Source organism: Streptomyces cynarae (assembly GCF_025642135.1).
Classification (GTDB): Bacteria; Actinomycetota; Actinomycetes; order Streptomycetales; family Streptomycetaceae; genus Streptomyces; species Streptomyces cynarae.
This window is the reverse complement of the sequence record NZ_CP106793.1, coordinates 3750659-3763874: the sequence shown is the minus strand read 5'-3', so window position 1 is coordinate 3763874 and position 13216 is coordinate 3750659. Positions and strand designations below refer to the sequence as shown.

11 protein-coding genes, 1 tRNA gene and 1 pseudogene are annotated in these 13216 nt (G+C 69.4%); 3 read left to right on the top strand and 10 right to left on the bottom strand.

Going from position 1 to position 13216, the window contains the following annotated elements:
- Positions 1-2 precede the first annotated feature (2 nt).
- From N8I84_RS17235 to N8I84_RS17200, 8 genes are all read right to left on the bottom strand, one after another.
- Positions 3-716: an LPXTG cell wall anchor domain-containing protein gene (locus N8I84_RS17235; protein ID WP_263230360.1), complete on the bottom strand. Its 714-nt coding sequence runs from the start codon at positions 714-716 to the stop codon at positions 3-5.
- 133 nt (positions 717-849) lie between these two features.
- On the bottom strand, positions 850-1353 hold the full coding sequence (locus tag N8I84_RS17230) for a hypothetical protein (protein ID WP_263230359.1): 504 nt from the start codon (positions 1351-1353) through the stop codon (positions 850-852).
- Positions 1354-1395: 42 nt separating this feature from the next.
- Entirely contained in the window at positions 1396-1998 is a 603-nt protein-coding gene (gene pth, locus N8I84_RS17225; RefSeq protein ID WP_263230358.1) for an aminoacyl-tRNA hydrolase, read from the bottom strand.
- Between the two features lie 69 nt (positions 1999-2067).
- A complete protein-coding gene (locus tag N8I84_RS17220; protein ID WP_263230357.1) occupies positions 2068-2664 on the bottom strand; it encodes a 50S ribosomal protein L25/general stress protein Ctc in 597 nt (198 codons plus the stop codon).
- Positions 2665-2874: 210 nt separating this feature from the next.
- Entirely contained in the window at positions 2875-3855 is a 981-nt protein-coding gene (locus N8I84_RS17215) for a ribose-phosphate diphosphokinase (RefSeq protein ID WP_263230356.1), read from the bottom strand.
- Positions 3856-4001: 146 nt separating this feature from the next.
- The gene (glmU, locus tag N8I84_RS17210) at positions 4002-5447 is read right to left on the bottom strand and encodes a bifunctional UDP-N-acetylglucosamine diphosphorylase/glucosamine-1-phosphate N-acetyltransferase GlmU (protein ID WP_263230355.1); all 1446 of its coding nucleotides are present in this window, start codon (positions 5445-5447) and stop codon (positions 4002-4004) included.
- Positions 5448-5572: 125 nt separating this feature from the next.
- Positions 5573-5643 (bottom strand) — tRNA-Gln (locus tag N8I84_RS17205).
- A 6-nt stretch (positions 5644-5649) separates the two neighbouring features.
- Positions 5650-6522, bottom strand: coding sequence for a hypothetical protein (locus N8I84_RS17200; RefSeq protein WP_263230354.1), 873 nt, complete (start codon positions 6520-6522; stop codon positions 5650-5652).
- A 167-nt stretch (positions 6523-6689) separates the two neighbouring features.
- Between N8I84_RS17200 and N8I84_RS17195 the strand changes: the two genes are divergently transcribed.
- The gene (locus N8I84_RS17195) at positions 6690-8009 is read left to right on the top strand and encodes a sensor histidine kinase (protein WP_263230353.1); all 1320 of its coding nucleotides are present in this window, start codon (positions 6690-6692) and stop codon (positions 8007-8009) included.
- Between the two features lies 1 nt (position 8010).
- Here the strand turns inward: N8I84_RS17195 and N8I84_RS17190 are convergent, their stop codons facing one another.
- Both N8I84_RS17190 and N8I84_RS17185 read right to left on the bottom strand, forming a co-directional pair.
- Complete coding sequence (locus N8I84_RS17190) at positions 8011-8502, bottom strand: SUKH-3 domain-containing protein (protein WP_263230352.1); 492 nt, start codon at positions 8500-8502, stop codon at positions 8011-8013.
- 65 nt (positions 8503-8567) lie between these two features.
- Positions 8568-9068 carry a YwqJ-related putative deaminase gene (locus tag N8I84_RS17185; protein ID WP_263230351.1) on the bottom strand — a complete coding sequence of 167 codons (501 nt, stop codon included), beginning with the start codon at positions 9066-9068 and terminating at the stop codon, positions 8568-8570.
- Positions 9069-9331: 263 nt separating this feature from the next.
- Here N8I84_RS17185 and N8I84_RS17180 point away from each other — a divergent pair, with 263 nt between their 5' ends.
- Together N8I84_RS17180 and N8I84_RS17175 are read left to right on the top strand one after the other, a co-directional pair.
- Positions 9332-10339 carry an SMI1/KNR4 family protein gene (locus N8I84_RS17180; RefSeq protein WP_263230350.1) on the top strand — a complete coding sequence of 336 codons (1008 nt, stop codon included), beginning with the start codon at positions 9332-9334 and terminating at the stop codon, positions 10337-10339.
- Positions 10340-10348: 9 nt separating this feature from the next.
- A pseudogene (locus N8I84_RS17175) lies at positions 10349-13073 on the top strand (SUKH-4 family immunity protein).
- Positions 13074-13216 lie beyond the last annotated feature (143 nt).

Here is a 13216-nt window from a genome sequence, read left to right as displayed (position 1 = left end):
CGTCAGCCCCGGGCGGCCCTGCGGCGCCACAGCACCAGACCACCACCGGCGGCCACCAGCGCCGCCGCCGCACCGGACAACAGCCCCACCGGAGCACCACTGCCCGTCTCGGCCAGGTCACCGCCGCCACCCTGCGCCGAGGGCGACGCGGACACCGAGGCCGAGGGGACCGCGCCCGCACCCGACGACGAACTCGGCGAGGCGCTCGCCCCGGCCGAGCCCGACGGGGAGGCGGACGCGGACGCCGACACGGACGCCGAGGGCGAGCCGGACGGCGTCGTACCGCCCCCGCCGGAACTCTCGCACTCCGTCCAGAACACCTTGTGCTTGGCCGCACCCTTCTCGCCGTCGAAGTTCCAGAACAGCTTGTAGTGCCCGTCGGGCAGCGTCATGTCGGCCGTACGGCCATGGCCGTCGGCGTCCAAGGTGATCGCACCGCTCTTCACGGTCTCACCCTTGGTGGCGGCGGTCGGGGCCCACGCCTCGATGTGCCAGTCCACCTGCTGCCGGCCATCGAAGTTGAAGGCGTCCAGGTAGAACGAGCACACGTGCGGCTCGTTGCGCTGGTCGTACTCGTCCGTGGCGGACTTGTGGATCTTCACGTCGCCGTTGTCGCCCCGAGCCGAGGCATGGGCGGACGCATGGGCGGACGGAGCGGTCAGCAACGCTGCTGAGGCGACGGCGACGAAGGCACCGGCGCGCATGAGGGTACGCATGGGCAGTCCATTTTCGAGAAACGGAACGGAAGATGTGGAGGGGGCAGCCCAGCATCCTGCCCACGAACACCACACGTCAATCACGAAGCGACAACAGCCACTTCAATCACAACGCCAGGTGAGCCGACAGGAGTCACAGCGCCACGAAGGCAGCCGTCAACAACGCCACCCCCGCACCTGCCAGCACCCACCCCGTCCGCCTCAGCCGCAGACCGCCCGCCACCACCACCGACGCCATCAACAACGCCCCGGCCAGCGGAAGCCACGCATACAGCACCCCCGCCGGACCCGAACGCACCACATCGTCCGTACCCGGCTTCACCACCACGGCGTACGTCCGCCCCCGCCGCACCGCCACCGTCTGCTCGATCGTCACACGCCCACGCGCCGTCGCCCCCGCCGACACCGGCCTGAACGGACCACTGCACGCATCCGCCCCACACCGCGTCACCTCGACCGTGCCGCGCTCACGACCCTTGGTCAGCATCACAAGCTGAGCCGTACTCCACGACCCCCACACCCCACCGACCAGAATCAGCACGGCGACCGCGCCCATCACCACCACCCGGACCGACCGGAGCGCAGCGGACGAGGCCCGACGAGAACGGGCGGCGGTGGCAGACATGGCGGGGATCATGGGACATCCCCGCACACCCGGTCAACCCCGCAGGGCGACACCTCACGAGTTGTACGTACCCTGCGCCCGCTCCAGCCCGTCGATCACCAGACACTCCACCGCATCCGCCGCCCGGTCCACGAAGTAGTCCAGCTCCTTGCGCTCCGCCGAGGAGAAATCCTTCAACACGAAGTCCGCCACCTGCATACGCCCCGGCGGACGCCCGATCCCGAACCGCGCCCGGTGATAGTCCGACCCCAACGCCTTCGTGATCGACTTCAACCCGTTGTGACCGTTGTCGCCACCACCCAGCTTCAACCGCAACGTCCCGTAATCGATGTCCAGCTCGTCGTGCACCGCGACGACATTCCCCACCGGCACCTTGTAGAAATCCCGCAGCGCGGTCACCGGGCCACCCGACAGGTTCATGTACGACATCGGCTTCACCAGGACCACCCGACGGCTCCCCGGACCGGGCGGCCCGATCCGCCCCTCCACCACCTGCGCCTGAGCCTTCCCCGCCCGCTTGAACTTCCCCCCGACCCGCCCCGCCAGCAGATCCACCACCATGAACCCCACGTTGTGCCGGTTCATGGCGTACTCGGGCCCCGGATTACCGAGCCCCACGATGAGCCAGGGCGCGCCTGGATCGGTCGTCACGTCCACGTCTCCTCGATACGCGCCAGCCGCCACTCCCGAAGGAGCAGCGGCTGACGAAACGGTGTCGGTGAGGGATCAGGCCTCGGCAGCGGCCTCTTCGCCCTCGGCCTCGCCCTCAGCGGCCTCCTCGGCCTGCGCGGCCAGCACCTGCAGGACCACCGCGTCCTCGTCCACGGCCAGCGTCACACCGCTCGGCAGCGCGACGTCCTTCGCGAGCACCGACGCGCCGGCCTCCAGGCCCTCGATCGAAACGGTCAGCGCCTCGGGGATGTGCGTGGCCTCCGCCTCCACCGGCAGCGCGTTCAGCACGTGCTCCAGCAGGTTGCCACCCGGAGCCAGCTCGCCCTCGGCGTGCACCGGGATCTCGACCGTGACCTTCTCGCCGCGCTTCACCAGCAGCAGGTCCACGTGCTCCAGGAAGCCCTTGATCGGGTCACGCTGCACGGACTTCGGGATCGCCAGCTCGTTGGACTTGCCGTCGATGTCCAGCGCGATCAGGACGTTCGGCGTACGCAGCGCCAGCAGCAGGTCGTGACCCGGGAACGTCAGGTGCAGCGGGTCGGAGCCGTGCCCGTACAGCACACCCGGAACCTTGCTGTCACGGCGGATACGACGCGCGGCACCCTTGCCGAACTCGGTGCGCGTCTCAGCGGCGATCTTCACCTCGGACATCTCTCACTCCTCGTAGTAGAACGTAGGACAAACGGTCGGGGTCACCCGGCCACGAACGGCCTGCTACGAAGAGCGCGTCGATAACGGACCGCCGCATCCGAAAAACGAGTGCGGCCTCCCTCGCCGAGCAACTGCAGCAGTTTACTCGCACAAGGAGGCCGCACCCAAAACGATCAGCACCAGCCCCAGGGCCGGTAGGTACTACCGGTACTACTGCTCGTCGAACAGGCTCGTCACCGAACCGTCCTCGAACACCTCACGCACCGCACTCGCGATCGTCGGAGCGATCGACAACACCGTGATCTTGTCCAGGTCCTGACCCAGCTCACCCGGCGTCGGCAGCGTGTCCGTGAAGACGAACTCACTCACCCGCGAGTTCTTCAGACGATCCGCCGCAGGACCCGACAGCACACCATGCGTCGCCGTCACGATGACATCCTCCGCACCATGCGCGAACAACGCGTCCGCCGCCGCACAGATCGTGCCACCCGTGTCGATCATGTCATCGACCAGGACACACACCCGGCCCTCGACCTCACCGACGACCTCGTGCACCGTCACCTGGTTCGCGACATCCTTGTCCCGCCGCTTGTGAACGATCGCCAGCGGCGCACCCAGCCGGTCACACCAACGGTCCGCCACCCGCACCCGGCCGGCATCCGGCGACACCACGGTCAGCTTGTCCCGGTCCACCTTCCCGCCCACGTAGTCCGCCAGCAGCGGCAACGCGAACAGGTGATCCACCGGACCGTCGAAGAAACCCTGGATCTGATCCGTGTGCAGGTCCACCGTCAGAATCCGGTCCGCACCCGCCGTCTTCATCAGATCAGCGATCAGACGCGCCGAAATCGGTTCACGTCCCCGGTGCTTCTTGTCCTGCCGCGCGTAACCGTAGAACGGCACAATCACGGTGATGGAACGCGCCGACGCCCGCTTCAGCGCGTCGATCATGATCAACTGCTCCATGATCCACTTGTTGATCGGAGCCGTATGGCTCTGGATCAGGAAGCAGTCGGCACCCCGCGCCGACTCCTGATAACGCACATAGATCTCACCGTTCGCGAAATCGAAGGCCTTCGTCGGGACGACCCCGACACCCAGCTGCTGGGCGACCTCCTCGGCAAGCTCGGGGTGGGCGCGGCCGGAGAAGAACATCAACTTCTTCAGGCCGGTCGTCTTGATCCCGGTCACGACACTGTCTCCTCAGAGGTCATAACTCAGCTGGGCATCCAGAGGCCCCCACAGCCACAACGGCTGGAAACGGACAACCGTCTCAGCTGGTGGGGTGCGGGTGTGCACTTATCACGGTACGCCGTCACAGACGCACCTGATTCCGGTCAGCCCTCGCCATCCGACTCCCGGGAAGCCGCCTCAGCCGCCTTCGCAGCCGCACTCCCCGGACGCTTACGAGCCACCCAACCCTCGATATTCCGCTGCTGACCACGGGCCACAGCCAACGAACCGGGCGGCACATCCTTCGTGATCACAGAACCGGCCGCGGTGTACGCGCCGTCCCCGACCGTGACAGGAGCCACAAACATGTTGTCCGAACCGGTACGGCAATGGGACCCCACCGTGGTGTGGTGCTTGTCCTGTCCGTCATAGTTCACAAAGACACTCGCGGCACCGATGTTCGTGTACTCACCGATCGTCGCATCACCCACGTACGACAGATGCGGAATCTTTGTACCCTCACCGATCGAGGCGTTCTTCGTCTCGACGTACGTACCGACCTTGGACTTCAGACCGAGACGGGTACCGGGACGGAGATACGCGTACGGACCCACGGAAGCCTGCGGCCCGACCACCGCACCGACGGACACCGTGTTGTCGACCCGGGCCCCAGCACCGACCTCCGTGTCCTTCAACCGCGCATTCGGACCCACCTCGGCACCCTCACCGACATGGGTCGAACCCAGAAGCTGCGTACCCGGGTGGACGACAGCGTCCTGCCCGAACGTCACAGTGACATCGACCCACGTCGTCGCCGGATCCACCACAGTCACACCCGACAACATCGCAGCCGTCAGCAACCGGTCATTGAGGATCCGACGCGCCTCGGACAACTGCACCCGGTTGTTGATGCCGGCGATCTCACGGTGATCGGCGGCAACACACGCCCCCACCCGATGCCCGGCCCCCCGCAGAATCCCCAGCACATCCGTCAGGTACTCCTCACCCTGACTGTTGTCCGTCCGGACCTGCTTCAGCGCCTCCGCCAGCAACCGGCCGTCGAAAGCGAAAACACCCGAGTTGATCTCACGAATCGCCCGCTGGACGTCACTCGCGTCCTTGTGCTCGACGATCGCGGTGACGGCACCCGAGTCGTCCCGCACGATCCGGCCGTAGCCCGTCGCATCCGGGACCTCGGCCGTCAGCACCGTGACGGCGTTCCCGTCCTCACCGTGGGTCGCCGCGAGCCGCCGCAGCGTCTCACCGGTCAGCAGCGGAGTGTCACCGCACACGACCACCACGGTCCCCTCGACGGACCCGCCCAGCTCCTCCAGAGCCATCCGCACGGCATGCCCCGTGCCGTTCTGCTCGGCCTGCACGGCCGTACGAACATCAGGGTCGATCTCGGCCAGGTGCGCCGAGACCTGCTCACGGGCATGGCCCACGACGACGACGAGATTCTCGGGCTTCAACTCGCGCGCGGAGGCGAGAACATGCCCGACGAGGGAACGACCGCAGATCTCGTGCAGAACCTTGGGTGTGGCCGACTTCATACGGGTGCCCTCACCCGCTGCAAGAACAACGACGGCGGCCGGGCGGTTGGCGCTCACGGGGATGCCCTTCGGCTTCTGGGGGTGGGGTGGACACCCGCAGGATACCGGGGCGTTTCTCGGGGGACATGCGAGCGGGCCCTGACTGTGGGGTGTCACTAGTCAGGACCCGAACCAAGCATGTGCTCCCGGGGGAGGACTCGAACCCCCATGATCAGAACCAAAATCTGACGTCTTGCCCTTAGACGACCCGGGATTACCGCTATGTCCGATTTGCTAGATCGGCTGCGGTGACAGCCCCTACTATGCCGTACCACCAGCCTTCGATGCGACGGTACAGGTCCGCTGCGCCGCGCACGTCGACTCGGAGACAGCCGTGATAGGTCTCGTCTGTGTTCTTGCGGTTCGTACTGGGGTTGTGCTTCTTGAGCGTCGTCTTCAGAAGTACCTCTCGTTCTACGCCCACGTGAGTCGCCCAGAACTCCTCGGCGGCCGCCACGTCTGCGGTCTCGTGAATGTGGACGGCGAACCTGAGGCGCTCCGGCTCGACCCCCAGTAAGTTGAGCCAGGCCAGGTACAGGCTGATCATGTTGGGGTCGCTGTTCACGAAGATGACACGCTCCTGCCGCCGGTAGGGCTTGCTCTTTGAGCCCTCGGCCCAGTACAGCCCCACGCCCACGAGGAACAACTCGCGGTTGGTCAGTTGCCCGATCTCTTGCAATGCCAGTTGCTTGGTTTGCTGGCGTTCCTCGTCGCGGATCCGCAACTTCGCCTCCCATCCCCGCCGGGCGATGGCCGCTGCTTCCTCATAGGAGCGCCTGCGCTCCGGCCTCGGCAGATCCCGTACCCACAGCGAGATCGAACTCTTGGAGCACCCCAGCTCCACCTGGATCTGGTCGTACGTCCAGCCTTGAAGCCGTAGCTCACGCGCCCTGTCGCGCAGGTCGTCCTTCGCGTTCGGGCGCTTCGTCCATTCCGGGGGCGGCTCGCCTTCCAAGAGCCGGTTGAGGATGTCGTTGTTGTCGACGTGCAGCCGGTCGCGGATCTGTCGGCGGCTGAGGCCCGCGCGCCGTAGTGCCACCGCTCGCTCCCGGAGGCTCTCGAAGTCCGCGTACTTGCCCTGTGCGTGTGCCATGGGCATAACCTCTGGGCGGAATCCGTCCTTCCGTGGTCGAACAGTGTGCGATTCAGCAGTTCGAGGGATTCCGGGGCGTTTCGCTTCTGTTCGGTTACGGAGTGTGGTGTGGCGCAGTCGTGGAAACTCGCCGGAAAAGCCGTGCGGGGCGCCCGTAGGCTGGAGCCATGACCACGTCGGGGGAAGTGCACACCGCGGCCGGGGGGCCGTGGTGGTGGGTGCGGTGGCGTAGTGCCGTGCTCGATATCGGGCTCGCTGCGGTGTCCGCCGTGGAGTGTGCGGTGGAGGGGCTTCAGTTCTCGCGGGATGCCGGGTTGCCGGCTCCGGTGGGGATGGTGTTCGGGCTGTTCGCGGGGCTGACGCTGTTGTTGCGGCGGCGGTGGCCCGTTGCTGTCGTGCTGGTGAGCATCGCCGTCACGCCGGCGCAGATGGGGTTCCTGATGGGGCTGGTCGGGTTGTACACCCTTGCGGCTTCGGAGTTGCCTCGGCGGATCATCGGTGCGCTCGCGGGGATGTCGTTCGTGGGGATGTTCGTCGTCACGTATGTGCGGGCGCATCAGGGGATGGTTCGGGGGGATCTGTCCATTGCTGGTGGGTTCATCCCGTTTCTGTCTGTCACGACCGCTCTTGGTATGACCGCCCCTCCCGTGCTTCTGGGTCTGTACGTCGGTGCCCGGCGGCGTCTGATGGAGAGCTTGCGGGAGCGGGCGGATTCGCTGGAGCGGGAGCTGATGCTGCTCGCGGAGCGGGCGGAGGAGCGTGCGGAGTGGGCGCGGAACGAGGAGCGGACGCGGATCGCGCGGGAGATGCATGACGTCGTCGCGCATCGGGTGAGTCTGATGGTGGTGCATGCGGCGGCGCTTCAGGCTGTCGCGCGGAAGGATCCTGAGAAGGCGGTGAAGAACGCGGCCCTGGTCGGGGACATGGGGCGGCAGGCGTTGACCGAGTTGCGGCAGATGCTGGGTGTGCTGCGGAGCGGGGACGGGGTGGTGGCGCGGCCGGCTCAGTCCGCTGTGTCTCTTGCCGCTGTGGGGGTGGCGGCTGCTGCTGCCGCGTCCCGGGTCGCTCAGCCGGATTCCTCCGAGGGTCCTTGCCTTGCGGAGTTGGAGGAGTTGATCGGGCAGTCCGCTGCGGCCGGCATGGTGGTGGATCTGTCTGTGGAGGGGGAGGTGCGGTCGTATGCGCCGGAGGTGGAGCAGACGGCGTACCGGGTGGTGCAGGAGGCGTTGACGAACGTCCACAAGCATGCGGCGGGCGCGAAGACGCATGTGCGGTTGGCGCATCGCAGTGCGGAGATCGCGATGCAGGTGGAGAACGAGCCGCCGCCGGAGCCGGGTGCGGTGGTGGCGGCGCGGTTGCCGAGTGGGGGCAATGGTCTGCTGGGGATGAAGGAGCGGGTCGGTGCGCTGGGTGGGGTGTTCGTGTCGGGGCCGACGGATGCGGGTGGGTTCCGGGTGTCGGCGGTGATTCCGGCGGTGGTGGCCTGAGTCACCCTGTGGTGAGTCGTGCGGGGGCGATTCCGGTGAGCAGGGTGGTGAGGCCGTGGTCGATGTCGGGGCCGAGGTACCAGTCGCCGGTGTGGTCGAGGGCGTAGACGCGGCCTTCGGTGTCGATGGCGATGAGGGTGTGGCTGTCGGTTTCCTCGCCGAGGGGGCTGACTTCGGTGTCGAGGGCGCGGCCGAGGTCGCCGAGGGTGCGGGCCATGTGGAGGCCGTGCAGGGGGTCGAGGTGGAGGGTGGCGGGGGCGAGTTGGCGGCCGGGGCCTTGGGCGGTGATGTGGAGGCCACCGAATTCGGCCCAGGCTTCGACGGCGGCGGGGAAGACGGCGTGCCGGTGGCCTGCGGGTGAGGTGTGGCTGCGGAGGGTGTCGGCCCAGATTTCGGCTTGCTTTATGTCCCAGCGGCCTGGTTGCCAGCCTGCGGTGCGCAGTGCGGCGTCGACGGGGACGGAGAAGCGGGTGGTGGAGCGGTCGGCGTGCATCTGCTCTTCGTTCGTCGGGTTCCTGGTCCGGCGTGGGGGGTGCCGTTGTGTGGGGGCGTGGGGTGTCAGTCCTGCGGTGTGGGGTCGATGATGCGGACGCCGAAGTGGGCGCTGAGTGCGGTGCAGGCGCGGCAGGGTGGGGCGAAGCTGCCGTGGAGGGGGTCGCCGTCCTCTCGGATGCGGCGGGTGGTGAGTTTGGCGTGTTTGAGGGCTTTGCGGGCTTCGCCGTTGGTCATGGGTCTGCGGGCGGCGCGTTTGCTGCGGGCGGCGTCGGCGGCGGTGATGTGGCGGGAGATGAGGATGGTTTCGGCGCAGCGTCCGGTGTAGCGGTCGCGTTGGCTGCTGGTGAGGGTGTCGAGGAAGTCCTGGACGAGGGGGTGGAGGGCGGGGGTTTGGTCGCCGCGGGCGGCGGTGCCGGTGAGGGTGGCGCCGCGGACGGAGAGGGCGGCGGCGACGGTGGGGAGGATGCCGTCGCGGCGGTGGCGGAGGGTGGGGGCGGGGGGCGCGTCGGTGGTGCTCCAGCCGATGCGCGGGTCGCCGGACGTGTCTGTCGGTGCCGTGTTCATGATCGTCTTTCCCCTCCCGTGCATCCCCCCGGTGGGGACACAGACTGCCAAATGCCGTGGCGGGTGCGGAAGCTGGGGCGGTGTGACACGCCCGGGTCGGGTTGTTCGGTCACGGTGGGGTGACGGCTGGTCACGTGGGGGTGGTGGGCCGGGGGGTTGGGGGAGTAGTGGGCCGGTGACCGGTGTCGTCGTACCGCATAGGCTGTCGGGGTCCGCGATCCGTATCGCCGTACAGGCCAGACAGAAAGCCGCAGGGGGCAACCGTGACGACAGGTCGGCTCGGGCAGCAGGCCGCGCCGCCGAACGCGGCATACGCCGGGCAGGTCGTGCACTTTCCGGATCCGGTGAGGGCGGCCAGGCATCCGAGGGGGGTGCGGGTCGACGAGTACGGTTATCCGGATTTCTCGCCGTATGCCCGTGCGGCCGCTGAGATCGCGGATCCGCCGGAGGGTTTCGGTGTGGACGAGTTGCGGCTGACGGACTATGTGTCGGCGAACGCGGCGTTGGCGGCGTCGGGGCACGAGTTGTGGGACACGGTCGCGTCGGTGGCGACGCCGCATGGGTGGACGTGGCATCACGTGCGGGGTTCGCGGCGGCTGGAGTTGGTTCCGGTCGAGGTGAAGGCGTTGTTGCGGCATCACGGGGGGATCGCGACGGCGAGGGTGGATCAGGGCAAGCGGGGGACGCGGCCGTTGCAGGAGACGCGGCCGGTGCATTTCGGGTTGCCGAAGTCGTCGGTGGCGGTGACGGAGTCCCAGGTGCAGGGGGTCGAGGAGGACCTGGGGTATCGGCTGCCGGGTGCGTACCGGTCGTTTTTGAAGGCGGCGGGTGGTTGTGCGCCGGTGGGTGCGGCGTTGGACGCGGAGTTGGGGCTGCTGGTGGACCAGCCGTTCTTCACGGTGCGGGACGAGGCGGCGGTCAATGACCTGGTGTATGTGAACAAGTGTCTGCGTGACCATCTGACGAAGGACTATCTGGGCGTCGGTTTTGTGCAGGGCGGGTTGCTGGCCGTGAAGGTGAAGGGTGACCGGATCGGTTCGGTGTGGTTCTGCGCGTATGACGATGCGCGGGATGTGGACGCGTCGTGGACGCCTGCGGAGCGGGTGGAGCGGTTGTTGCTGCCGTGCGGTGACGACTTCGACCAGTTCCTGGGGCGGCTCGCGGGTCAGCCGCCGGAGTTGGAGACCGTGGCGAATCTGATGGTGGACGGTGGGTTCGCGCGTGCGGTGCCGGTGTCGTCGGGGCCGTCGGCGTCTTCGGTGGGGGAGTGAGTTCGGGCGATGGTGACGTTCGCGCAGGCGCAGGAGCGCGCGGAAGAGTGGATCAACGGGGATGTTCCGGCGTATCTGCATCGTGAGGTGCGGGTGCGGGAGTTCGAGCTCGGGTTCGTGATGTGGGCGGAGGACCGGGAAGGGGGGCCGCGTTCGGACGGGGGCGCTCAGCGGCTGGTGATCGCCCGGGACAGTGGTGAGGCGACGCTGTGGCCGGGGCTGCCGGTGGGTGAGGTGATCCGCCGGTACGAGGAGGAGTACGGGGCGCGGGACGCGGAGGCACCCGCGGTTCCGGCGCCTGCGGCCCGGGTGGATCTGAACCAGACGTCGTTCCTGTTGACGCCGCCGGAGTGGCTCCAGGAGGCGGCGGACAGGAGGGGGGTTCCGGAGCGTCGGACGTCCGGTGAGGGCGCGTCGGACGGGGCGGGTTCGCGTCCGGCCGCGGCGGTTTCTCCGGGTGCGTCGGGTACGGCGTGGCCTGCGGCCGGTGGTGGCGAGGAGGTGCCGGGTGCGTCCGCGGGGGATACGCCGTGGGCGGGGACGGACACCAACGCGGAGGTGGGCGAGGACCGTTCGGTGCCGCTGCCGGAGACGGTGTTCGCTCCGCCGTTGAGCGACTCGGACGAGGGCGCCGCGCCGCCGGACGGGAAGGCGGCAAGGACGCCGGGCGGTACGCCGCAGGGTGCTCCGCACGTTCCGGGCGCGCCTGGTGCGCCGGGTGCCGCCACGCCCCGGGTGCGCCGGGGGCGGCGGCGTACGGCTACCCCCAGCCTGCCGGTGGTGTGCCGGGTACTCCGCAGGCGCCGGGCGCTCCGTCGTACGGCTATCCGCAGGCTCCGGGCGCGCCTGCGTCCGGCGCGCCTGCGTCCGGCGCCCCTGCGTCCAACGCCCCTGCGTCCGGCGCCCCTGCGTCCGGCGTGCCGCAGACTCCCGCGCCGAACGCCGCGGACATCGCGGATGCCGCGACCAGCAAGGCGGTGCCTCCGCGGGTCGCGCGCGCCGGTGGTCCGCCGCATCCGCCGGGCGCGCCCGGGATTCCGGGTGCGCGGCCGGGTGTCACGCCTCCGCCGCCTCCCCCGCCGCCGCCCGCACCGGGCGCTTCGGCGGGCGGGTATGTGCCGACCCAGCTCGTCTCGCAGCTCGGCCCGGGCGGGCCCGAGGGCGCGGCGGCCCCTGGGACGTCGCCTCCGCCGCCTGCGCCGGGCGGCCCGCAGCCGCCGGGTGTGCCGAACCATCCGGGGGTGCCGAACCCTCCGGGGGCGCCGGGTGCTCCCGGAGCGCCGACCCCTCCGGGGCCGCCCCCGGGTGGTGTGCACCACGCGGCCACCATGCTCGCGGACCCGAACCGGCCCGGCCCCGGCGCTCCGGACGCCCCCAACCCCCGGGCGCGCCGAGCCCTTCGGCCCTGCCCGCGGCTCCGGGACAGCCTGGTGCTCCGGGACAGCCCGCGGCTGGCGGGCAGCCCGGTGTCCCCGGCACGCCGAGCCCGTCGGGTGCTTCGCAGCCGCCCGGCGCCCCCGGTGCCGTACATCACGCCGAGACCATGCTGGCCGGGCCGCCGGCCGGAGGCCCCGGTGCGGCCCCGCCGCCGCCTCCGGGCGCCCTCGGCATGCCTCCGGGCGCCCCGCAGCCGCCGGGACAGCCGGTGCCCGGACAGCCCATGGGCGGACCGGTGCCCGGACAGCCGGTGCCGGGTCAGCAGCCGCCCGGGCAGCCCGTGCCCGGTGCGCAGCCGTCGTACGGTTATCCGCCGCAGGGCCCGCCGACCGTCGGCCCCGGCTACCAGGCCGTGCTGCGCTACCGTGCGCAGGACGGTTCCGAGCAGCAGCTGATCCGGCGTTCGGCGCCGGGCGTGCCGCACCCGGAGTGGCAGATCTTTCATGAGCTGCGTGCCATGAACGTGCCGCCGGGCCAGGTGCTGGAGCTGCACACGGAGCTGGAGTCGTGCGAGCTGCCGGGCGCGTACTGTGCGCGGATGATCCGGGAGAACTGGCCGCAGGCGCGGATCACCAGCATCGCCCCGTACGGCGCGGATCACGCCTCCCGCCAGCAGGGCATGCGGCAACTGCTGGCGCACCAGGGCGAGTTGCACCAGGTGGCGGACGGTCCGGCGCGTCCGGGGCCGGTGCGTGCGCCGTTGCCCGCGGTGCAGCCCGCGCCGCCGGTCCCGCCGGAGGGCGTCGCGCAGGAGCTGGCGGGTTCCTTCGGTCCGGGGATCTTCCGGTTCGAGCAGGCCGCGGTGTCCCGGCAGGGTGTGCCGCCGATCGTGGCGCACACCCTGGTGGTGGCGGGACTGCCGTTCGACATGGGCCCGTTCTTCTGGGCGCAGGCCCAGCCGGGCCGTCCGGTGCCGACGTTGGCGGAGCTGGCGCAGGAGCGCGGGGTGCAGCCGGCCCCTGACGCGGGCTCGTACCTGGTGATGGGCAGCGACTTCGGCAAGGCGATCTGTGTGCAGTACGGGACTGCGAACATCGTCGCGGTGCCCGTGGAGGCGGGGCCGGGCGGTGCTTCCGTGCCGCCGCAGTTCGTGAACACGGGACTGCCCGAGTTCGTGCGCGCTCTGGCCCTGCTCGGCCGCATGTGGCGGCTGCGCTACGGCCTCAACCAGGAGCAGGCGGGCCGCTGGACGGTGGACTTCCAGGCACAGCTCGCCTCCTTGGACCCGGCGGCGCTGAGTTCGCCGGAGAGCTGGTGGTCGGTGCTGCTGGAGCAGATGTGGGACGGGTTGCTGTGAGCTCATCCCGAACATCTCGTTCCTGACACCTCGTCAGTTCTGGGCCCGGTCGTACGGACGACCGGGCCCGGCCGCTTTTTCGGGTGATCTTCGGGGCGATCCGTTGCTTGTGCGTGGAGTGTCGCGTTATGAACACTTCTGAC

Coding starts and splice junctions, on each gene's coding strand:
- N8I84_RS17190 (WP_263230352.1), bottom strand. CDS start 8,502: ATGCACGCCGACCGCTCCACCACCCGCTTCTCCGTCCCCGTCGACGCC.
- N8I84_RS17230 (WP_263230359.1), bottom strand. CDS start 1,353: ATGATCCCCGCCATGTCTGCCACCGCCGCCCGTTCTCGTCGGGCCTCG.
- N8I84_RS17220 (WP_263230357.1), bottom strand. CDS start 2,664: ATGTCCGAGGTGAAGATCGCCGCTGAGACGCGCACCGAGTTCGGCAAG.
- N8I84_RS17195 (WP_263230353.1), top strand. CDS start 6,690: ATGACCACGTCGGGGGAAGTGCACACCGCGGCCGGGGGGCCGTGGTGG.
- N8I84_RS17200 (WP_263230354.1), bottom strand. CDS start 6,522: ATGGCACACGCACAGGGCAAGTACGCGGACTTCGAGAGCCTCCGGGAG.
- N8I84_RS17235 (WP_263230360.1), bottom strand. CDS start 716: ATGCGTACCCTCATGCGCGCCGGTGCCTTCGTCGCCGTCGCCTCAGCA.
- N8I84_RS17185 (WP_263230351.1), bottom strand. CDS start 9,068: ATGAACACGGCACCGACAGACACGTCCGGCGACCCGCGCATCGGCTGG.